Genomic DNA, 21,595 nt, shown 5'->3' on the forward strand with positions numbered 1-21,595 from the left:
AATGATAAAACAATGAAGTGGTATTTAATTTTTGTTTTTTTAGGATTTGTTTCTTGCGTACAGCACTCATTGAGCAATGAGGAGCACAATATAAATTATTCTATAAAATATAAAAAATATCATTCTTCATTTAATATTTACTTAAAAAGTAACAATGATACACTTTATATTGAAAAGTATAAAAAAAGTAATTTTAAAAAAGTAAAAATATGTGTAGATCATAAAACGAATCTAGAAATAAAAAAATATATTGAGGATAATTTAAACACTAAATATTTGGCTTTTAATCAAATAAAGATAACTCATGGCAATTCTATATCATTTGATATCGATAATGGAACTAATTCTTTAAAAGCTACTTATTCAGATATTGGCAACTATTGGTCTATATCTAATGAATTCGGTAATCTAATCGAAAATTTAAAAAAAGATTACATTGAATTTAAAGATTTCTAAAATTTTGCTATTGTTGTATATAGTTCTTTGTAATATTTATATATTGACTAATTTAATTGAAAAATGATCAAAAAATAATATAACCCAACTCTGCGAAGAGTACTTCTAGAGGATTAGATTTGTTTGATATACTGTGCAAAGTCTCCTGACTTTGCACAGCAACAATAAGACATAAAATAATAAAAACTACAACTCTAAAAAAGTTATAATTTTTAATTTAAAACCACAGAAATGAAAAAAACGAGTCCTATTGTCCCTTTATTTAAACAATTCATTAGAGAAACGGAAACAGGAAAAAGACTCAAAAAAAATGGTGAAAAGATAAAACCAGATTCAATACAAAATTATAAGTATGTATTAAATAATTTGATTCAGTTTTCTAGTGACGCTAAATTCGAATTACGTATATGTGATGCTTCAAAACTAGATAAAAGGGAACAAGCTTCAGAAAAAAGTTATTGGAAAAAATTCTATCAAAAATTTACTGAGTTTTTATATAAAAAAGGCTGTCACGATAATTATGTGGGGGCTAATATCAAGGTGATTCGTGTTTTTTTTAATTACCTGAAAAATGATAAAGACATAAATACCGGTGATTTTCAACGTTTGTTTTACGTTCGTAAAGAAGAAATTGAAATCTTTGTACTTTCTCCTGATCAACTAAAATTTTTAATTCACGACAAAGAATTTGAACTAACCTTAATACCAAGTTATAAACGTATCAAAGATATCTTTGTTTTTGGTTGCTCTACAGGTTTACGCTACTCTGATATCTTTTTATTAACTAACAAAAATTTTGAAAAAATAGACGGTGAATGGTACTTAAAGCTTAAATCTAAAAAAACTAAAACCTTTAGTTTTATTAAGCTTTCTTCTTATGCTGTAATTATTTTTCAGCGATATACTACAGCAAACAATAGAGCTACTCTTTTTGGGAATACTAGCTTGTTTAATTTTAATAAAAGTCTAAAACACATAGGAGAACTTGCTGGATTTACCACTCCCATAGAAGTTTCTAGAGAAAAACAAGGTAAAACTCAAAAATTAACTAAGAAAACCGATACCTCAAAAAATCGTTTTTGTGATAAAATGAGTTCACATATGATGCGAAGAACCGCAATTACAACGCTACTCATTTTAGGAATGCCGGAACATTTAGTTCGAAAAATTAGTGGTCATAGTCATGCTAGTACTTCCTTTAATCGATATGTGCATTATGCTCAGGCATATATGGATAAAGAAATTGAGAAGGTACATAGTAAATTGGAAAACTATTAAAATAAAAACATACTAGATTTGATTATATTTTGAATACAAAAAACCTCGCACCAAATGCAAGGTTTCTCATCCTTATTTTTTTTTGTCCATTTACGTTTACAAGAACGTGTATCCCAGCTAAAACTTATAGATCATTTCAACTTATTCAGTCTTCGAATATATATTAATTATATGCTTAAGTAATTAAATTTCGCTTAATAAAGTTTTAAACCATGATAACTCTTCCGCTGAATATTTGTTTTTATATAAATGATATTCATTCACATATTTATCATCTTTGATCTTCTCTAAGCATATTAATTCAAATCCTTTGTTCATATGATTTATGCCAAATTTACTTTTGGATTTTTCAACATAATTTAATGCCTCACTAATTTTTTCTGTTCTTATGTAAAATAATGTAATCTGATTGTATGCATTAATTTCTTCATTGTTACTGATTATTTCTTTAAATAAAGCTTCGGAAGCTTCATATTTTTCCATATCATAAAGCAACCAAGCTTTTTCCATTAAAGCATCAATAAACTTACTGTTTATCGAAATAGACTTGTCATAATAAAGCATTGCTTTTTCATAGTCATTAAGATGATAATGGTTGATGTAGCCAATAAAATAATACGCTTCTTCAGTTATTGCCATCTCTAACGAACCGTTAAAAATTTTTAATGCATTTTCAATCTCGCCACAGTTTAAATATGTATTTCCTAAAAAGTTAAGTACATCTGAATTAACAAAAGTTTGCGGAAGTTGTAATATTTGATAAATAATATCAGAACAATTTGTAATTAAATCTAATCTGTAAGCTCTTAATAAAATTGCTTCATAGAAATTCTCATCGATCAATATTGCATCTTCAAGGTATCCCCAAGCTAAATAATCAATTTCCTTTTTTTCATAAAGTTTGAAAAGCTCCAGCCTTAACCATTTGTTTTTTTTTAGATTATCAATTGTTAAACATTCCTCTAATGAAGCAATCAATAAATCTATTTCATTCTCTTGATTTATTTGAACCAAACTTTCTACCATTAAAAAAAAAGAGTTTTTTTGAATCGCTTTTGATTGGTACAAAGCGATTAATTCTCCAATCTCTTCACTTGCAAATTCTATTTGATTGGTTTTATATAAAGCATAAACATAATAAGTCCTTAATTCTAAAATATTAACATGCTTATTTGAGAATTCTTTCAAGTAATCTACATCTAAGTCTATATTATCTGTTAAATATTTTTCTATTTCGTAAATTTCTTTTTCAATCATATACTTAATTTCCTTGGTTGATAACAGGCTGCTCTTTAACTTCTATTCTTATTACTTCTGAGTTCTTTAGTAAATAATGTTGATTTGATTGAATCAAGTCATGAGCCGGCAACGGCTCATATTTTAAAATACACTCTTAATGAAATTGTAAACTTGTATGATATTTTACCTCAATTGTCGTTTGACGTTGAAGATATTTTGAAAATCATTTCTGGTCTTGATAACTCCAACGTAAAAATGGCTGAACTTGTGGATTATTTCAATAGACAGAATACTCAACAAAAGTATAATGATTATGATGGAGTGCCGATAACAACAACCACAATTACAAAATTAAACGGTTTAATAAAACCTTAAATAGTAAAATATGCGTTAATCCTGCTCCGCAGGATCGACGCATATTATTATTAGATTTCATTTTAAAAGTATAATTAATACTTGCTGATGCCAGTAAATTAAACCATCGTATAAGTACTAAAACCATGCTTAAGGAGTGCTAAAAATACATGATAAGCAGAATCCAGATGCGTGTTGTTTATCTGAAAGCTTTATAAAGAGTGCATAAAAAAAAACTAATACCAGAATCATATCCAGTATTAGGTTTTCTTGTTTTTAATTGATGCAAATTTTAGCTAATCATTACGATTGCGAACTCAGAAGAGACTCCTACTGCGTGGATGAAAATTAATTGATTCACTAGAACTCTTCGAAGAGCTTATCTGTTTCGCTAAACCTTATAATTAAGCTGTCAAATGTGTATTTCGTCTCTGAAAGATATTTAACTTCAATTTTTTTTGAATTCTCAAAACTAATTTGGATTCCATTTTCCAATAACTCAACTGAACTAATTTTTATTTTTAGAAGTTGTCTCCAAAAACTATTATTTGAAACATCTTTTAAATCTTGATTATTATTTATATAGTTAATATCTCTTTTTTGTATATCAATAGAGAAATTTTCTGAAATTGGTTTAATCTCTATAACTGTATTGTCAGAAAACAGTAAACATAACGAACCATCAGTTTCTTGGTCTCTTAATTCTTCAGGCATCTCATCTAAAAAACTTTCATAAAAAAACCTATAACTTTTTATTATTTTTAAATCAGTAAGACCATCTATATTAATATTGTTATTTTTCATTTTTAGTATCAATTTGGTTTGTAATTAATAAAAGTATCGAATTCTCCTGATTCTTTAATTATCCTGACTCCTTGACTTGTAGTTGGGTTATAGTAATCTATTACCTCGATACCTTGCTGATTTCTTGTTGGAACTGTTATCCTACTTTCAGAAGCCATGACGTCATTAATAATTACATCTGCTGTACCTTGATTAGCTTTTAAACCTCGATATGCTTCATCTCCTCTACCTATTTTTTTTGCTAATGCCTGAACTCCTCTAGTAGTATTTTTCGAGATAACTCTTCGAGCACTTTCCACAATATTATCTATTGTGGAAACTTTAGGCACACTCATTTGAAGAGGTGCTTCTATCATTCTAATTCCATCATCAATAAACTCCGCTCCTTGATAAGCCGCATTTTCAGTTTTAGACGCAGCTTTTACTGCTTGCAAAGCCATTTTTGATTGTTTAGCAATTTTATAACCTTCGTATGCCTTAAGAGCTTTTGCAAAAGCCATTTCTGGAAGTATAACCCCTGGAGCTTGTTGAAAGCCATCAATTACTCCCCTTGAAACAGCTAAACCTGGATTTACACCTCTATACTTATTTACTTGGTCTTCTAAATTATCAGACCTTATTTCAGCTTGAGGTTTTGCTACTTTAGGCAGTCTCGCTGTAAATTCTAAATAACGATTATTTGCTGCTTGTTCACTGGTATAAGCCCCAACATACGGTCCTACCTTCTTAACAATCTTTGCTCCATCAGCAACCCAAACATCTTCAAGACCTTCAAATTCAATACTTGCTATAACTTTATTCCCACTAAACGAATATGGTGAGTAATGTGGATATTCTTTAGCTAACGGGTCAGTTGTAAAAAATCTACCGACTCTCGGGTCATGCATACGATAAGTATAATTCAACGAATTTCCTTCACCGCCTCTAATTTCATCGTCTTTTTCCTGTCCCTGGAACCCATAACGGTAATCATCCGCAGATTTATGTCTATTTGGTACCAGCATTCCAAAAGGATAGTAATCTAATTGCTTTTTAACCCTTTAAATATAAGAACTTTTTACTATTTTAATTATTGTAAAAATACGCTTTTAGGCATTTTTTTGCATTTTCAAAGTTAAGAAAATGATTGAATAAATAGTAATTGAAACGCGATAAATGCAGGGCATTTTTTTAAGAAAAACATTTCTTTTTTGAAGTTTTTTTTTTGTTAAAATATTTTATATTTGATATCAAATTAACAAAACAAATTGTATGAAAAAAATACTTTTATGTATGCTCTTAGCAACTTTCAATTTATCAGCCCAAACTGTTTTATTGGATGAAAAAATAGATAAAGAAAATTCGCCTGGATTTTTTCAATACCTGCCAATTTCAAAAAAAATAGTTTTTTGTATCACTTCTAAGTCCACTGGGAATTCGGCTTTTACTTTAGATAAGAATGGTAAAAAAACATTTTTGTATGAAAATAACACAAGAAGATATTGTAATTTTTCTAGAACTGAAAAATCTTATGTGACTAGTGATCCTAAAGATGAGAGTTGGACACCAGATTATAATCTTATAATAGATGGTCAGCAACAACTGATCACAAAAGAAAAATTTAAAGATATCAACTTTAAGTATTTTGGAAGCTATAATCGAAACAATGTTTATGATGCTTCAGCCAGCGTAAATGATTTTGAAGGTTCTTTCAATGATCTATATATTTTAGGATTCACAAATGCTGAAAATAGTTGGCGTATTAAAAGCTTGGAAAAAGAAGATATCTATTTAGAGGTTATCGAAATTAAAAGCAATTCTAAGACAAGAGTAAAATTAGAAAAACCGGATTTTACATTAGTAAAAGGAGATCAATTTGCTAAAACCGATTTCGAACCAACTTTTGTATGTAGATTAAATAATAATGAAAACTTTGATTTGATTACCAAATCACTATCGGCAGATTCGCAGACTGTTATTTTATACAAAACAGCCTATAATTTTGAAGGTAAAAAAATAAAAACGCAACCCTTTACCATTCACTTAAACAATAATTATTTTATTACCTCTTCAAATGGTGGAGGCTTAAAGACTGATACATCTACTCAAAGTATGCAGAGTGCCCGTTTTATAAACGACTCGTATGCTTTGGATGTTTTATCAATTAATAATTATTATGAAGATCAAGAAAACGGAGAGATGTATATTTATGGGCTTTTTAGTGATCAGGCTCCAAAACAAATAGGAGGTAAAGCTTTCCCGAAAGGATTTTACGTTTTTAAATTTGACAAAAACGGAAACAAATTGTGGGAATCTGTTAACCACATGGACAGCAAGGATTATTTTGAGAAGGTTCGCAATAGTTCTGCCTTTCAAGTAAATTTATCAAATTACAATAAAAATCTTATTTTTTCATGTTCAATTAATTCTTTTACAGAATTTACAAATGCAGCAATTATAGATAAAACCTCAGGTTCTGTGCTTAAAAACAGTTTTATTGAATACAACAACAACTTAAGCCATGGTAAATACAAGTACTTTCTTAGCCAAACTTATGACTGCAAAGAATTGAAAAATAAAACCTTTTCTCAAATAGGTTTTGCAGCTGTAAGTATAAATTCAAAAGTAATGGATTACCTAAAAAGTATCCCAGAAAAGGGAGATAGATTGTATTTTGAAACACTTTATTCTGACGAGGGAATCTGGATGGTAGAAACAGATAACAAGAAATATTATAAAGTACTATTATTTAAAGACTAAGATTTGCTTTCGTTATCGATGATAAATATCAGGATAAGTTTTATAGATTGTTAGCTAAAACAAAACAAAATATACATCGTTTATGATTCGATAAAATTTGGGTTCTGTCGCATCTGGGAATAACTTTTATCTTTAGAATTTTAAACCGATCAAAAGATGAATACTAAAGGTCATTGTTATCCAAAATGCATAATTCTTCAGGCAGTATATTTCAAACTAAGATTTACACTTAGTTATCGGGATGTTGAAGAGATCATGAAAATGCGCGGAGTTCATGTTGATCATGCTACTATTCAACGCTGGGTCTATAAGTTTACACCTTTCATCGAGTTAGAAATGAAGAAGAGAAAAGACAGAGTGGGGACGAGCTGGAGATTGGATGAGACCTATATCAAAGTAAAAGGTATATGGTGTTATTTATATCGAGCGGTAGATAAATTAGGTAATACGGTTGACTTTCTTTTGACCAGAAAAAGATAAAGAATGAGCGCTCAGTTGTTTCTAATTAAAGCAATTAATAATAATTGCCGGCCAAGAGTAATAAACATTGATAAAAGTAGTTCTAATACTGCAGCGATCAAAGTCTATAACAAACGTTCATTCTCAAAGATTAAAATCCGGCAGTGTAAATATGGCAACAATATTGTCGAACAGGACCATCGATTTATAAAATGGAGGATACAAAACGGGTTAGGCTTTAAAAGTTTTGAATCGGCAATACAAACATTGAGTGGAATTGAGTCCATATGCTGAGAAAGAATCAGATCATTGAACCAGGGATAACTATGTTTAGATCATTCTGTAAATTGGCGGGCTAACTTTTAAATTACTTAAAGTGTTATATTTGATTCTGACAGATGCGACAGAACCATTGTTTTTACTATCTCTTAGATTTTCATTTTGCCTTATCATTAATTCCTTTTTCTTATTTTCTAATAATCGATATGCCACGATTTTTCTACAAAACTTGAAATACTTATACGATGATATGTCTATGTTTATAATTTTAATTTGAGTCTTAACTTGTCGTCTTAAATATGTATAAACTCTGTTTGTTAACAAATATTACCGCTAAGGCAGTAATATCTTCTGATTGATGGATTAACCTTGGATTAATTTGAATATTTTCAACTATTTACTGTTAAAGCGGTAAAATATATCAAAAATTATAATTTTTAAATTTTTTAAGATAAAAAATAACTATATTTACTGCTTAGACAGTAATTATGAATGATTTTGATTTAGGGCAGTTAATTAAAGGACATCGCAAAGCTGCCGGACTGACGCAACTTCAATTAGCAGATCTGGCAGGTATCGGCAAAACAACTGTGTTTGATATTGAAAAGAATAAAACATCAGTAAGATGGGACAGTCTAATCGCAGTCTTGAATATTTTGAATATTGATATTCAATTTATAAGTCCATTAAAAAAATAAGAGATGAGAAAAGCAATAGTTTATGTTCACGGTACCAGGGCGGGTGAGCTTATGGAAGAAAAAAGCGGAAGATATTTATTTATCTATGATGATGATTATTCTTCAGAGCCCGTGTCATTAACTATGCCATCTTCCCACAAAAATTATTCATTTCTGGATTTTCCGCCGTTTTTTGAAGGGCTGTTACCAGAGGGTATAATGCTTGAAGGTCTTTTAAAAATAAATAAAATAGATAAGAAAGATTATTTTTCACAGCTTATGGCTGTAGGAAATGATCTGGTGGGGGCAGTAACGGTTAAAGCTGAAAGCGATGAATAGATGCCCAATTACTTATAAACCTTGCGGAGGAGATCTGTATAGCATAGAAGGCTTGAAATTATTATCTTCTAAATTACTCTCATTAGAAACGCTTCCTTTTTCTGCATCAGAACTACGTCAGGAAGCAGTAAATAGAGCAACTAAGTTATCAATTCAGGGCGTTCAGCCTAAATTAAGCGCCGTATTATCGATTAAAAAACAGCAATTTGAAATTGTAGATCAGTACGGTAATTTTATTATCAAACCGCAGAGCGATATATTTCCTGAATTACCCGAAAATGAAGATCTTACTATGCGAATGGCTAAGGTTTATGGAATTGAAGTACCGCTTCACGGACTGATATATTCTAAAGATAATTCGAAATCTTATTTCATAAAAAGGTTTGACCGGTATGGTAAAGGCAGGAAATATGCCACTGAAGATTTTGCACAGCTGACAGGGAGTTCCAGAGATACTAAATATAATTTTACGATGGAGAAAATTGTAAAAGTAATAGAGGACTTTTGTACATTTCCTTCAATTGAAAAAGCAGAGTTTTTTAAGAGAATCCTATTCTGTTTTATCACTGGTAATGAAGACATGCATCTCAAAAACTTTTCCTTGATAACAAAATCAGGAAAAACAACTCTAACGCCTGCTTATGATTTCCTGAATTCGTCTATTGCTATTAAAAATCCACAGGAAGAAATGGCTCTTAAATTAAAAGGAAAAAAAAGCAATTTTAAAGCGGGTGATTTTATTGATTATTTTGGAAAAGAAAGATTAGGGTTAAATGATAAAATTATCCATAGCGTTTTAAAATCAATGTTTGAGAAGACAACGAAATGGAATGAATTAATTGAGATTTCATTTTTGTCTGAAGTAATGAAAGAAAAGTATCTTAAATTGATGAAAGAACGATTGGCGAGGTTTTAGTTATTGATATTTTTGAATTTTGTATTGATTTAATTGTTAGTCCAATTTCTCATATTAGCTTAGTTATTAGTTTTGCAAAAAAAATAGTAAAATCAAACGTGTTTTAATTAGTATATCTGGTATTGTTAAAATTAGTAAACATAAATGGGACTTGTTATTATTTCCGAGCTGTCTTTTTTTTTAACTGCTTTGGGAAGGCAGTTTTTATAATTTAAAAGGAAGGTCAAATTATGATTATTATGGACTAAAATTGTAATAGAGGTTGTGAATTCATAATTTGTTCGTACAAAAAATGCTATAATAAAATGTCTATTCAATGGTCGCTTATTTAACTTTCTGATTCAATATTTTAAGTCTATTATTGTTGCTTTTTTATGCTATAATCGGAAAAAATCCGATTATCTGTGAAATTTTTAGCAACAAATAAACTAGTCTTAATCTAAAATTGAAAAAAAAGTGACACGCTCTATTGTGACCTGGTTCATTTTTATGCCCCAGATCATTAGCTTTTAGTGCTGTATGTTAATTAGCTTTTAATGTTGTTCGAATATCAGCTTTTAGTGTTGTAAGAAATAAATCAATTTTCAGCTTAAGTAAAACAACAAATAGTGACTACGGATACGCAATGTGTTTTCAAAAAAATAAAAGAATGAGCTTAGAAGAAATTTGAAGAGCATCTAAAGGTGATTTTTCATTTTGTGCAGTTTGCCAATGCACTTTCTTGATCATTGCTCCTTAGAAGCCTTTCAGATAAACTGCTGTATCTGTAGTTACATCTGGTGTGATGTCGAATTCTTTTTTTTGTTTTCGGCAATATGGAACTCTCTTTTTTATTTATTATCAATAGATAGCAGGAGCTTCTATTGTGTCCAGCTAAATTGTGTCCGTACTGCCGACACAATTGGAAATGTTCTGTAAAATTTTCGATACCAATTTAATTAGCAGTATGAAATCTGGTTCCGTATTGATGCTGCTCTTCTTTTGCAAGATATTTAATCAAGTAAACACCGCGTCATCGGCTTTATCTTTTCTCTGCCGTTCAATTGGGAAATAAAAACATGTTTAAATTAGTAAACTGGATAAGTTTTAAAAACTAAAAAGAATATGTGTCCATGCCAATTGCGTCCGCAGTGCGGACGCAATTGGAAATATACTGCAAAACTTTTGATATCTTTCAACTTGTTTTTTTGCTCTAAATGCATTGAAGTTCTTCAGGACTCTTCAAATTCAGAAGTCTTGTGGTAAGCAAATGTCACCTAAACTTAGATTTCAGTTTCTCCATATCTTCCTTTTTGTAGGTAGTGGCGATGAAATTCAAAAGGAAGACCTTTTGCTCTTTTGTACTTTTGCAGTGAAGCCGTTGCGCGCTCTCCAGTATTTACTCTTTTGGTGAAGAATTCATTGTATGTATTCATAATCTGAATTATGGAATGTCCTTCAGACTAGTCGATTTTGACTTTTCCTGTGAGTTCAGCTTTTAATAATTGAAGGTTGACCTCAGGATCAATTCTGAAGAGTTCAGTAAATTTTTTGGCAGCATTGAGTTGGAAAAGATCAAGTAGATTTTTGATTATTATTTCCTTTTCAATTTTAAGCTGGTTTCTAAGGTTATTAGTGCTGGCCCATCTTTCTTTTGAAATGGCTTGTCCGGTTGACATTGAAATCTGTTTGTCATTGTAGCTCAAACGGGCATAGATTGGAGATTCGCCGTTCTTGTTTACTCTGTCGGATTTCTGGCAAAAAATTACTTTTAACATATTATCTAGTTTTAAAATTAATAATCAAATTGAATTAAAAATTTTAAGAGAGCCCATTGGTAGCAGAGAATTTCCAGGGAATTCTATTGCTTTAGTTGCCGATTTTTGAGAAAAAAGATGGATCAATTTTGTGGCACAATTTTAAAATCTAACGCTGTGCCACGAATGTGCCACAAAGATTTTGTGCGATTTTATAAATATTGAAAAGTGGTATAAAAGAAAAAAACCTGCAAATCGTTAGATTTGCGGGGTTTACCGCTTTTTTTGGCCTTTTTTGAAAACTTTGAAAATCCTATTTTTCCTTTGTTTTCCGGCCTTCGCGGAGAAAGAGGGATTCGAACTGTAAATCCAACCCCTCCTTTATATACTGCAATTCTTAATATTTATACCAGGTTCAAAATCTACTGCGCCACGATTCTGTCATGAAACTTAAAACATCAATTTATAACTATTACAATTTTTTTTAAATGAGTACTATAGTTCTATTGTGAAGTCAAATTTATTTATTTGATAAAAATATAATATAAATTGCCTTAATTTTTTTGTGGTAAAAAAGGTGTTCACTCCATAAATTAATAGATTTTCTTAACATATTGGACACTGTTTTAAAAATAAAATAAATCAATTAAGTAGTTGTTTTACTATTTCACTAAATTTACTCACGAAGTTACTTTTAGCTAACATCAATCAAGTAGATAAAAATATGAAACCTGAGGTAACCAACTTAAGAAAGTTTAGAGATATGATTGCATATATGAACTTACCCGTCTTCTCTTACATTGATAACGATGATTTTGCTATTATAAAAATTCATGAGATGGGATTAAAAATGCCCTACATTACACCTACCTTCAGACCGGATTTTTATACTTTAATAATTGTAAGTGAAGGAAAAGGTATCTTTATGGCTGGTGACCATGTATTTGAACTTGGTGCTCGGCATGTCTTTATGAAATATCCGGATAGTTATATATCGAGTGGCTGGACAGAATCGCCAGTCGGATATAACATTTCTTTTAATGAAGAGTTTATAGCTAAACGCTTTCCTTATGGAATTGCTGAAATTCCTGTAAAAGACATTACAAACGCATTTAATTACAGACTCAGCGATGAAGATTATAAACCATTTGATGAGATTTGCGCGGAGATGTATAATGAAGCTATTTCTTCTTCAAATACTAGATATGAAATGATCGCAAATCTTCTTATTCATTTTTTATTACTAGTCCAACAACATCAAAATAAGATTAAATTAGAGATTCAGAGTGAAAAATACGCCCTTATCCTGGCATCCTTCTGCAAAAATGTTGATCAGAATTTCAACATGCTTTTATCTGGTGAGAGTGCAACAGTATTTCGTACTAAAGAACATGCTAAATTGTTAAATGTTAGTGAAACTTTTCTCTCTAAAGTAATTAGTAAAACCTCAGGCAGAACAATCAATCAATGGATAAACGACAGACTCATTGATGAAATCAGCTACTTACTAAAAAATACCAATACACCAATTCCCGAAATTGCACAAAGGTTTGCTTTTACCGATCTTGCCTATTTTTACACATTTTTTAAAAGGAATACAAAAACTACCCCAAGTTCATTAAGAAATGATTTTAACGCTTCTGATTCTGATCGTGCGCATATGTATCGTGGTGAGGTTGTAAAAATAAGGCCAAATTGGTAATCCAAAGGCATAGCAATTAATTGCCGTTTTCAAAGCGTTACTTTGATATCTTTTTGAAACAGCATTCTATAGAAATGTAATTATAACAATTATATTTATTTCCCTAAATTTGACTGAGTAACCAATGCAGTAATTAAGAATTTAAGTGTATCTGAAATGAAACCAGAGCTAACCTCGTTAAAAAAGTTTAGGGATATATTGGTCTTTATGAATTTACCGGTCTTTTCCTATATTGACAACGATGATTTTGCCATAATAAAATTACACGATATGGGATTAAAAATGCCCTATCTTACCCCAATCTATCGACCTGATTATTATACTTTAACGTTAATACAAGGTGGGAAAGGCACTTTTGTTGTTGGTGATCATATTTACGAACTTGGTCCTCAACATGTATTTATGAAACAGCCGGATGTCTATTTTTCAAGTGGGTGGACAGAATCGCCCGTTGGATATAGTATTTCATTAACCCAGGTTTTCTTTGAGAAATACTTTCCCGATGGTATTGGTGATCTTCCATTTAAAGACAATTCAAATGCACTTAATTATTTTTTAAATAAAAGTGATTTTAGCGAATTTGAAGAAATTTGCGCGGAAATCTATGACGCAGCCACTTCTGTCTCTAATTGTAAATACGAGATAATCTCTAACCTTCTTATATATCTATTGTTACTTATTCAACAACATCAGAATAAAATAAAATTAGAAATTCCGGACGAAAAAAATGCCGCGATTGTAACATCATTCCTCAAAAATATAGATCAGAATTTTAACATGTTAATTTCAGGTGAAACTACCACGTTGCTTCGTACCAGAGAACATGCAAAACTTTTAGGTCTCACAGAAACAAATTTTTCTAAAGTGATTAGTAAAACCTCAGGTAAAACAATTAATCAATGGATTAACGACAGGCTGATTGATGAAATTAACTATTTGCTTAAAAATACAGATAAACCAATTTCTGAAATTTCAGAAATGTTTGCTTTTAGTGATCTTAAATATTTTTATAAATTTTTTAAAAAGAACACTAAGAATACTCCAAGTTCGGTAAGAAAAGATTTTAATGCATCCGACAGTGATCGGGCTCATGTGTACCGCGGAGATGTTGTAAACATTAGAGCGACGTGGTAAATTCAGGCTGTTTGTTTTTAGGCTCTTTAATTCAGATATTTTTTACGGTAATTGCCTGGTGATTGGCCCGTATGTTTCTTAAAGAAAATATTAAAATAAGACAGATAGGAAAAACCTAATATGTAAGCAATTTCTTTTATAGAAAGCCGGGAATCTTTCATAAGGCTTTTTGCCACACTTAGTGTTTTCTCGGCGATCATCTGGCTGCCGGTTTTTCCTGTTTTTTCCTTGAGAACACTTGAAAGATAATTTTTATGAAGCTGTTGCATTTCGGCATAATCTTTTATAGTCATAACAATATTAATCTTTCCTTTTAGTAATTGATCATAATGAAATTCCAGATTTTGCATAAAATCCTGTATAATATCCGGATTTCGATTTAGTGGCGTTTGAAGTTTGTATCCTTCCCAATATTCTTTTTTAATCTTCAGTAAGAATCGGGTTAGTAAATTGGCACACATTTTCTTTTGCAAAGGGCAATCTCTTTGCAGCTCCTTCACAATATGGAAAATTGTTTTTTTTAATTCCTGTTGAAATTCTTCTGAAATATTTAGTGGAAGATGTCTTTCAAATAGTAAAAAAGGGAATGTTTCATAAATAGATATTCCTGCATATTTATTTATAAAGCTCTCTGTAAACCATATGCCGTATGATTCATTAACACTGTCCCAGGTCAATTGCTGAAGTTCATGGGGTTTATTAACAAATAACATTTTTGGCTTAATAGTACATGGTTCTTTATCAACAATAATTATTCCTTGCGCATCCACTACAAATCCAATTGAAAAAAATTCAGTGTAAAAAAGTGGAGTAGACCATGGAAGCGTATGCTCGGGATGCAATATTTTTGAGTCGACAAAACAGAATTCGGAATCTCCAATGAGTCCATGCGAGAGATCGCTGTCTATTAGATTTACAGATTTAAGAAAATCACTGAATTGAATGTTTTGAATGTCTTTCATTTTTAAATAATTGCTATAATTGAAGACTTTTTTTGCGATAGTTAATCGGTGAGAGGCCTGTATGTTTTTTAAAAAAGATACTAAAGTAAGACAAATATGAGAATCCCAGCATATAGGCAATTTCTTTGAGTGATAGTCGGGGATCTTCGATAAGAATTTTTGCAGCGCTCAGTGTCTTTTCCGCTATCAGTTGGCCGCCGGTTTTCCCTGTTTTTTCCTTTAAAATACTGGAGAGATAATTTTCATGTAATTGCTGCATTTCAGCGTAATCTTTTATATACAAAGTTCTATGTACTTTACCTTTTAGCAATTGGTCATAATGGAATTCAAGATTTTGGAAAAAGTCGGTCACAATATCCGGATGTTTCGTTTCTGGATTATGAATCGTATAACCTTCCCAGTATTCCTGCTTTATTTTTAGCAAAAACCGGGTCAATAGATTCGCGCAAATCTGGTTTTTCATAGGCGAATCATTTAAAAGTTCGTCAACAATCAGCAAAACAATTGTTTTAAGTTCCTGTTGAAATACTTCTGAGGTTTTTAATGGAATTTGTCTTTCAAAAAGCAAAAACGGAAACGTTTTATAGATAGATATTCCGGCGTACTTCGAGATAAAATTCTCAGTAAAAATTAATCCGTACGACTCATTTATTACATCCCATGTTAACTGCTGAAGCTCGCCGGGTTTATTAACAAATAACATTCCAGGTTTGATATTGAAGGGAAGCTTGTCAACTATAATTTTTCCGTAAGCATCCAGAACAAAACCTACTGAGAAAAATGTCGTAAAAAATGGAGGTGTTACAAATGGAAGCTGTTCATCAGGATGAAGTACTTTTGAGTTAACGAATGAGAATTCAGCATCTCCCAAATGTCCATGAGACATATCGACACGATCTAAATCAACATATGACAAATTCTGACCCATTATTTTGACGGTATCAAAAAAATCTGTGAATTTAATTTTTTTACTATTTTCCATTTTCCAAATATTTACAGGTGCGGTGTTCTTTATTCTTTTCTTAATGTCTGATGCATTGTAACTGAGGATTATAAATAACAGTCTTATTTTTTTTAGCTTTATCAAATTCTTTCCTCAATGCGTTAGGTGCATTTAAAGTCTGGGATTTAAAATAGCTGCAAAAATAATTTAGATCGCTAAAAGCCAATAATGCAGCAATCTCTTTCATTGATTTATCTGAATGTTTCAGCAGGTATTTAATTTCATCAATAAGTTTTTCATTAATCCATTCATTGATTGTTTTTCCTGTACAATTACTTATTACTTTTGAAAGATAATTTTCGTTGATATTCAGTAATCTGGAATGTTCTTTCGTTCGCATTAGTGAAGTGTCCTCGCCACGAATAAGCCTGCTAAAATTATTTTCCATATTTTGACGAAATGCGCTGACAATAGTGGTCTGTTTTTCACCTTCCAGTTTCAATTTTGAATCGCTGTTATGATGTAATTGCGTTAAAAATAAAAGATTAAGAATAAGGTTTGCAATAAGTTCATCTTTATATGCCATTGTTGAAACCGATATTTCGTGTATCTCCTGGCAAGTCTGCTCAAAATATTTCATATGTTTTTCAGTCAGGACGCAGGAAATTCCATTTTCTCCACCTAATTCCAGAACAGTATCAATACCTGCTGGAAAATACTGAAGGAGAAAATTTTTGCGAAAACTAATAGTGTATACTTTGTGAATTTTTGTCCAATAGCTAGATGCAAACGATTCAGGGCGGGAAATTACGATTTGATTTGAATGAAATTGATATTCTTTACTTCCAATAGTATAACTGCCACATGCATCTACTATTACGAACAAATTAAAAAAGTCAGGTCGGAATGTTGGTGACTGCAAAGGTAATTTTATACCAATTTCATGTAGTTTTATAAAACTAAAATCTTCACTATTGTAAGTGGAGATTGGTAGATTCATAAAAGCCAGACATTCAGTAATTTTACTTAAAGTGGTCAATACGGGTTTCATCTTAAGTTTCTTATTTATAGTGTGTTGGCTTGTGTGAATGTAGATTTGATTTTTCAAAATTGCATAAAATTGTAATGATACAAGTTTCAAATCCTGATTAAAAATTATAATATTTAAAGATTTTGATTTTTATGTCAGTTTATTCTTTTTTTATTGAAGAATTCCCGACTCTATTTTGTAGCTACTATTAATTGATTTGTAAGCAATCGAGGTTCATTATTATTTTTAGTTGACTTGTTTTATACTTGTTGCTTCTTTTTTATAAGTATTTGCATGAGAATAGAATTCTCGTTTTTTTTGCTATTAACTAATTATGTTTCTTATAGTTACTACATGTTTAGATCAGACACTAGTATAATAAATCTGTATTACATCTCTAAATCTTTAATATTTATAATTTTTGATAACTTTTCTATAGAAACTGCTTTTATGTTTAGAAGTAGTTTTGCTCTAACGAAAAAGAAATCTATTGAATATGATTTTCATATCGGTTTTCGATATATAGTCATTTGCAGAAAAATTGGAATTTAAAACGGTACATAACTATCTACCAGTCCATCTAACAGATTAAATAAAATAGAGCACTAATTAATAATAAGAATCTATCTGAAAATATAGATTTTATAAAACCGAAACAAAATGACAAATTACGATACACTTACAGAGGCAATAAATATAAAGCAAGCCGAAGGGTATACTTTTGATTTTAATCTTAGCGGCTCTACATTACAATGTAAAAAGTTGAATAAAACATTTGATTCGAGCGAATTCACTGTTGATTCATTTTATCGATTTGAAGGGGATTCTAACCCGGATGATTCATCAATACTCTATGCAATAAGTACAGAATATGGATTAAAAGGATTATTGGTAGATGCTTACGGAGCTTATAGTGATAGTTTGAATGCAGAAATGATCCAGAAATTGAAAATTAGATAAATAATTAGATGCATAATCAGAACTGAAATGAATTAGAAATAAAAAATTTATGAAATATGGATTTTAAAATAAAAATAATACAGTCAGAAAATAAAGTACGGAAACATTTTGGAAGTACCCGTACTGAACTAAAAGATAAAACGGAAATAGGATTTGTACCAAATCGGCTGGGGGCAGATAATTCCATTTTCAGAAAAGTCATTGTGAATTATGACTATAATTTACAAGTTTCGCCAGAAGGATACTATGTGGTAGTCCTTGACCGTGAAATAGAAACTTCATCTGGAGTGGAAAACGATTTTTTTTCTGGTGGCACATTTCTAATAGGGGAAACGCTTAGAGAAGTTAAGAAAACTAAAAAAATAAAAGCTCAGGTTAGTTCTTCGTTTTTGAGCTATAAAACTTTAAAATCATACGCCATGCCATTTTTAAACTGGAAGCGTTTTGTAGTTGACTCAAGATTATTAGATATATAATTTATTCATAACATTTTAAAAATAAAACAATGAACGATTTAAACGCCATAGGATTGAATGCTGCAAAAAGTAAAGAGTTAGCATATCAATTGAATGATTTACTATCTAATTATTCCATATTTTATCAAAATGTGAGAGGATATCATTGGAATATTAAAGGCGATGATTTCTTTGTATTACATCAAAAATTTGAAGACTTATATAACAATCTCTTTTTAAAAATCGATGAAGTTGCCGAAAGAATACTAACATTAGGATTCAAACCAAATCACAATTTTACCGAATATTTTAAAACAGCAGCAATTTTGGAAACAAATGAAGTGATCGATGGACAGCATTCTGTTGATAAAGTTTTAGAGTCACTGGGAATACTTTTAGCTAAACAAAGACTAATTCTTGAAATCTCTGAAGAAATAGAGGATACGGGAACCAACAGTTTAATGAGTGATTACATTCGGGAACAGGAAAAGATGGTCTGGATGTATTCAGCATATATAAAAAGTTAAAACATAAGTTTACAGCCATTCTTAATGTTTATCTGAAAGATATCCTGAGGGAGCAGTTTGAAATGGAGGGTCTGATAAAATATTAATTATATATATAAAACATTATGAAAAATAAATTATTTGAAACAAGCGAATCGTACGCGCCGCTAATTTTAAGAGTTATTCTGGGTTTTGTTGTGCTTATGCACGGTTTGCAAAAATTGCTGGGCTGTTTTGGTGGCCTTGGTTTTTCCAGAACTATGTTATTCTTTACTGACGCGGTAGGGCTACCCTGGATAATGGGCTTTTTGGTAATCATGTTGGAAACGGTGGGGGCGGTCGCACTAATTACCGGAACAGGAACCAGAGTTATTGCCTTTACCTATATAATTCTTCCATTGGGAATGATATTCACCACACATCTTAAGAATGGATTTTTTATGAATTGGTTTGGAACACTAAAGGGCGAAGGCTACGAATACTTTATTCTCTGGATAGGAATGGCTATTGCCCTGTTTATTTTAGGTGGAGGTAAATACGCAATGGACAAAATTTTTACTGAAAAGAATAATTAAAAAATAAAACAATAAATATGGGAAATATTGATGATAATAAGAGAAGATCATTTTTGAAAAAACTTGGTATGGCTTCCGTTGGTTTTGCAGGCTTACCATTGGTTTCTTCATCGCTAATTGGGTGTAAAGACGACAAAATAAAGCCAGACAATGGGAGTTATGAGAAGAAAGCATATTCAAATATCGTGGTAAGAAAGAATATTGCTGATATTCCTGTTGATCATCCAGAAATAAAGTTGTTTAAGGATGCTGTAGGAATCTTAAAAAAACGTTCACAAATATCACCTTTAGATCCAATGGGTTGGCAGGCAAATGCGTTGCTGCATACTACTTTTTGCGCTACAAGTATGTATTCTAATCAGGTGCACTACAATTGGTATGTATGGCCCTGGCATAGATTATATTTGTGGTCGTTAGAGCAAAAACTTCAAAAAGCAGTATCTGAACCCAAATTAGCATTGCATTACTGGGATTGGACGAAAACTAATTTTATACCAGAACATTATTGGGGAGATGCAAGTAATCCATTATTCAATGCTTCAAGGTTTGTGGGGCCGAATGACAAAATACCAAATGACTTCATCAATGTAGGCGCAGGCTTTAGAACAAAAGATTATAAAACATTCGGAGGATATCCTGCTATTAAAAAATATGGTGATGCACAGCTTGATGGTATGGCGGAACAGTCTTTTCATAACAATATACACAATTGGATTGGAGGACAGATGGCGACTTTTGTGGAATCTGGTTTTGAACCGATTTTTTATGGTCATCATGGAAATTGCGATCGTATTTGGGATTCCTGGCTTGCGTATAGTCCAGACAATAAATTACCTGATAGTGAAGAGTGGTTAGAAAAAAAATTATACGTAACAGATGGTAATGGACGTCCGGTAGATTTTAAAATAAAAGAACTATTAAACACAGAAGAGCTAGGTTATCGTTTTGCCGATTTAGACCTTAATCCTAATTTTTGTAATCCCTATATTGAAGGAGATAAACCAAAGAGAGATGAGTCGAAAAAGGATTGCATTGCAATCTTAAATTTAAAAACTTCAGATACAAATGCTATAATTAAGGACTTCGCTGACAAGGAAAGGTCTCACGTTATACTACACTTTGAAAGAGCCCAACTTCCATATCAGCCTTATTGTGCAAGAGTATTTTTTGAATATATGATGGACGGAAAGAAGCAAAGTAAATACACAGGTACTTTTACTATTCTACCAATTTTGGATATAGATTCAGTATTGCTACAAAACGGAGTTTTTCTTCAGATTGAAATTGAAAAGGAAATTGCTCAGGCCATAGATCAGAAGATAAAGATTGATGTGATTTTTCAACCTGTGCCATTACCCAATAGAAATATTCCGGATGAAATTTTAAAGTTAGAAAATATTTCAATTTATAAGGATTATGAAAATAGAACTAACATTTAGAGTTTTACTTTTTGCTTTGATTTTCGCTGGATGCACAAGGAATGATCAACTTCCCATTTTAGGCGAATTAGCCATTGACCCCTCAACCGGAAAAAACAAATATTATCAAACACCAGAATTTCTATTAAAAAATCAATTTAATCAAGAAGTAACCCACTTGGACTTTGAAAACAAAATACAGGTTGTTGATTTCTTTTTTACCAGTTGTCCTACAATTTGTCCTAAAATGACAAAGCATTTAAAATTAATAGAAAAGGCTTTTAAAGAAGTTGAAGAAGTATCTATAGTGTCATTTAGTATAGATTATAAGAATGATAGTCCTGAAACGTTAAAAAAATATTCAGAAAAATATAAAATAAATAACACTAAATGGACCTTCTTAACTAGTGAAAATAATGACGTTTTTGAACTTTCTAAAAATTATAAAGTACGAGCCTTTGACGATGGTAATGCTAATCAAAGAAACATAATTCATGATGGCACATTTGTATTAGTTGATTGTAAAAGGAGAATTAGAGGTTATTACGATGGTTTAAGCGTAAAAGATACAAAGAGGTTGATTTTTGATATTAATAAACTTATAGAAGAGGGGAATTAAAAATAATTTTTAAAC

The 21,595-nt window shown here is 30.9% G+C and carries 22 protein-coding genes and 2 pseudogenes; 16 read left to right on the plus strand and 8 right to left on the minus strand.

Annotated features, from left to right (window positions below):
- Positions 1 to 12: 12 nt before the first annotated feature.
- Both IRZ78_RS09420 and IRZ78_RS09425 read left to right on the plus strand, forming a co-directional pair.
- The gene (locus IRZ78_RS09420; RefSeq protein WP_194616293.1) at positions 13 to 456 is read left to right on the plus strand and encodes a hypothetical protein; all 444 of its coding nucleotides are present in this window, start codon (positions 13 to 15) and stop codon (positions 454 to 456) included.
- A 231-nt stretch (positions 457 to 687) separates the two neighbouring features.
- Entirely contained in the window at positions 688 to 1,734 is a 1,047-nt protein-coding gene (locus IRZ78_RS09425) for a tyrosine-type recombinase/integrase (protein ID WP_194616294.1), read from the plus strand.
- 183 nt (positions 1,735 to 1,917) lie between these two features.
- On the opposite strand, the gene IRZ78_RS09430 is transcribed toward IRZ78_RS09425, so the two are convergent.
- Entirely contained in the window at positions 1,918 to 2,991 is a 1,074-nt protein-coding gene (locus IRZ78_RS09430) for a hypothetical protein (protein WP_194616295.1), read from the minus strand.
- A gap of 84 nt (positions 2,992 to 3,075) precedes the next feature.
- Between IRZ78_RS09430 and IRZ78_RS09435 the strand changes: the two genes are divergently transcribed.
- Positions 3,076 to 3,348 carry a hypothetical protein gene (locus IRZ78_RS09435; RefSeq protein ID WP_194616296.1) on the plus strand — a complete coding sequence of 91 codons (273 nt, stop codon included), beginning with the start codon at positions 3,076 to 3,078 and terminating at the stop codon, positions 3,346 to 3,348.
- Between the two features lie 339 nt (positions 3,349 to 3,687).
- Here the strand turns inward: IRZ78_RS09435 and IRZ78_RS09440 are convergent, their stop codons facing one another.
- Together IRZ78_RS09440 and IRZ78_RS09445 are read right to left on the minus strand one after the other, a co-directional pair.
- Entirely contained in the window at positions 3,688 to 4,131 is a 444-nt protein-coding gene (locus tag IRZ78_RS09440) for a hypothetical protein (RefSeq protein WP_194616297.1), read from the minus strand.
- 8 nt (positions 4,132 to 4,139) lie between these two features.
- A pseudogene (locus tag IRZ78_RS09445) lies at positions 4,140 to 5,138 on the minus strand (RHS repeat-associated core domain-containing protein); the annotation flags it as partial.
- A 244-nt stretch (positions 5,139 to 5,382) separates the two neighbouring features.
- Here IRZ78_RS09445 and IRZ78_RS09450 point away from each other — a divergent pair.
- The 5 genes and pseudogenes from IRZ78_RS09450 to IRZ78_RS09470 all read left to right on the plus strand — a co-directional run bounded on the left by IRZ78_RS09450 (position 5,383) and on the right by IRZ78_RS09470 (position 9,540).
- Positions 5,383 to 6,870, plus strand: coding sequence for a hypothetical protein (locus IRZ78_RS09450; protein WP_194616299.1), 1,488 nt, complete (start codon positions 5,383 to 5,385; stop codon positions 6,868 to 6,870).
- 156 nt (positions 6,871 to 7,026) lie between these two features.
- A pseudogene (locus IRZ78_RS09455) lies at positions 7,027 to 7,688 on the plus strand (IS6 family transposase).
- 408 nt (positions 7,689 to 8,096) lie between these two features.
- The gene (locus tag IRZ78_RS09460) at positions 8,097 to 8,306 is read left to right on the plus strand and encodes a helix-turn-helix domain-containing protein (RefSeq protein WP_194616300.1); all 210 of its coding nucleotides are present in this window, start codon (positions 8,097 to 8,099) and stop codon (positions 8,304 to 8,306) included.
- Positions 8,307 to 8,309: 3 nt separating this feature from the next.
- A complete protein-coding gene (locus IRZ78_RS09465) occupies positions 8,310 to 8,624 on the plus strand; it encodes a HipA N-terminal domain-containing protein (RefSeq protein ID WP_194616301.1) in 315 nt (104 codons plus the stop codon).
- Positions 8,617 to 9,540 carry a HipA domain-containing protein gene (locus IRZ78_RS09470; protein ID WP_194616302.1) on the plus strand — a complete coding sequence of 308 codons (924 nt, stop codon included), beginning with the start codon at positions 8,617 to 8,619 and terminating at the stop codon, positions 9,538 to 9,540. The genes IRZ78_RS09465 and IRZ78_RS09470 overlap by 8 nt, the downstream gene beginning before the upstream one ends.
- Before the next feature lie 1,262 nt (positions 9,541 to 10,802).
- Here IRZ78_RS09470 and IRZ78_RS09475 read toward each other — a convergent pair.
- Together IRZ78_RS09475 and IRZ78_RS09480 are read right to left on the minus strand one after the other, a co-directional pair.
- The gene (locus tag IRZ78_RS09475; RefSeq protein ID WP_194616303.1) at positions 10,803 to 10,955 is read right to left on the minus strand and encodes a hypothetical protein; all 153 of its coding nucleotides are present in this window, start codon (positions 10,953 to 10,955) and stop codon (positions 10,803 to 10,805) included.
- Positions 10,956 to 10,982: 27 nt separating this feature from the next.
- Entirely contained in the window at positions 10,983 to 11,297 is a 315-nt protein-coding gene (locus IRZ78_RS09480) for a hypothetical protein (protein ID WP_194616304.1), read from the minus strand.
- 703 nt (positions 11,298 to 12,000) lie between these two features.
- On the opposite strand from IRZ78_RS09480, the gene IRZ78_RS09485 reads away from it, so the two are divergent.
- Both IRZ78_RS09485 and IRZ78_RS09490 read left to right on the plus strand, forming a co-directional pair.
- A complete protein-coding gene (locus IRZ78_RS09485) occupies positions 12,001 to 12,978 on the plus strand; it encodes an AraC family transcriptional regulator (protein ID WP_194616305.1) in 978 nt (325 codons plus the stop codon).
- A 156-nt stretch (positions 12,979 to 13,134) separates the two neighbouring features.
- The gene (locus IRZ78_RS09490) at positions 13,135 to 14,112 is read left to right on the plus strand and encodes an AraC family transcriptional regulator (protein ID WP_194616306.1); all 978 of its coding nucleotides are present in this window, start codon (positions 13,135 to 13,137) and stop codon (positions 14,110 to 14,112) included.
- Positions 14,113 to 14,138: 26 nt separating this feature from the next.
- Here the strand turns inward: IRZ78_RS09490 and IRZ78_RS09495 are convergent, their stop codons facing one another.
- Genes IRZ78_RS09495 through IRZ78_RS09505 form a run of 3 tightly spaced genes read right to left on the minus strand, consistent with a single transcriptional unit; the run spans position 14,139 to position 17,068 of the window.
- A complete protein-coding gene (locus IRZ78_RS09495) occupies positions 14,139 to 15,074 on the minus strand; it encodes an AraC family transcriptional regulator (RefSeq protein ID WP_194616307.1) in 936 nt (311 codons plus the stop codon).
- 13 nt (positions 15,075 to 15,087) lie between these two features.
- A complete protein-coding gene (locus tag IRZ78_RS09500) occupies positions 15,088 to 16,056 on the minus strand; it encodes an AraC family transcriptional regulator (RefSeq protein WP_194616308.1) in 969 nt (322 codons plus the stop codon).
- A gap of 40 nt (positions 16,057 to 16,096) precedes the next feature.
- Positions 16,097 to 17,068 carry an AraC family transcriptional regulator gene (locus IRZ78_RS09505; RefSeq protein ID WP_194616309.1) on the minus strand — a complete coding sequence of 324 codons (972 nt, stop codon included), beginning with the start codon at positions 17,066 to 17,068 and terminating at the stop codon, positions 16,097 to 16,099.
- A gap of 639 nt (positions 17,069 to 17,707) precedes the next feature.
- Here IRZ78_RS09505 and IRZ78_RS09510 point away from each other — a divergent pair.
- The 6 genes from IRZ78_RS09510 (at position 17,708) to IRZ78_RS09535 (ending at position 21,580) form a co-directional block, all read left to right on the plus strand.
- The gene (locus tag IRZ78_RS09510; RefSeq protein ID WP_194616310.1) at positions 17,708 to 18,007 is read left to right on the plus strand and encodes a phosphoribosylpyrophosphate synthetase; all 300 of its coding nucleotides are present in this window, start codon (positions 17,708 to 17,710) and stop codon (positions 18,005 to 18,007) included.
- A gap of 56 nt (positions 18,008 to 18,063) precedes the next feature.
- Positions 18,064 to 18,483, plus strand: a complete 420-nt coding sequence (locus IRZ78_RS09515; RefSeq protein ID WP_194616311.1) for a hypothetical protein — start codon at positions 18,064 to 18,066, stop codon at positions 18,481 to 18,483.
- A gap of 29 nt (positions 18,484 to 18,512) precedes the next feature.
- A complete protein-coding gene (locus tag IRZ78_RS09520; protein WP_194616312.1) occupies positions 18,513 to 18,989 on the plus strand; it encodes a Dps family protein in 477 nt (158 codons plus the stop codon).
- 104 nt (positions 18,990 to 19,093) lie between these two features.
- Positions 19,094 to 19,543, plus strand: coding sequence for a DoxX family protein (locus IRZ78_RS09525; protein WP_194616313.1), 450 nt, complete (start codon positions 19,094 to 19,096; stop codon positions 19,541 to 19,543).
- 17 nt (positions 19,544 to 19,560) lie between these two features.
- Positions 19,561 to 20,982 (plus strand): tyrosinase family protein, encoded by a 1,422-nt coding sequence (locus IRZ78_RS09530; RefSeq protein ID WP_194616314.1) that lies wholly within the window; start codon positions 19,561 to 19,563, stop codon positions 20,980 to 20,982.
- A complete protein-coding gene (locus tag IRZ78_RS09535; RefSeq protein ID WP_194616315.1) occupies positions 20,960 to 21,580 on the plus strand; it encodes an SCO family protein in 621 nt (206 codons plus the stop codon). The genes IRZ78_RS09530 and IRZ78_RS09535 overlap by 23 nt, the downstream gene beginning before the upstream one ends.
- The last annotated feature ends 15 nt before the right edge of the window (positions 21,581 to 21,595 follow it).

The organism is Flavobacterium sp. CSZ (assembly GCF_015350725.1).
Lineage (GTDB): Bacteria > Bacteroidota > Bacteroidia > Flavobacteriales > Flavobacteriaceae > Flavobacterium.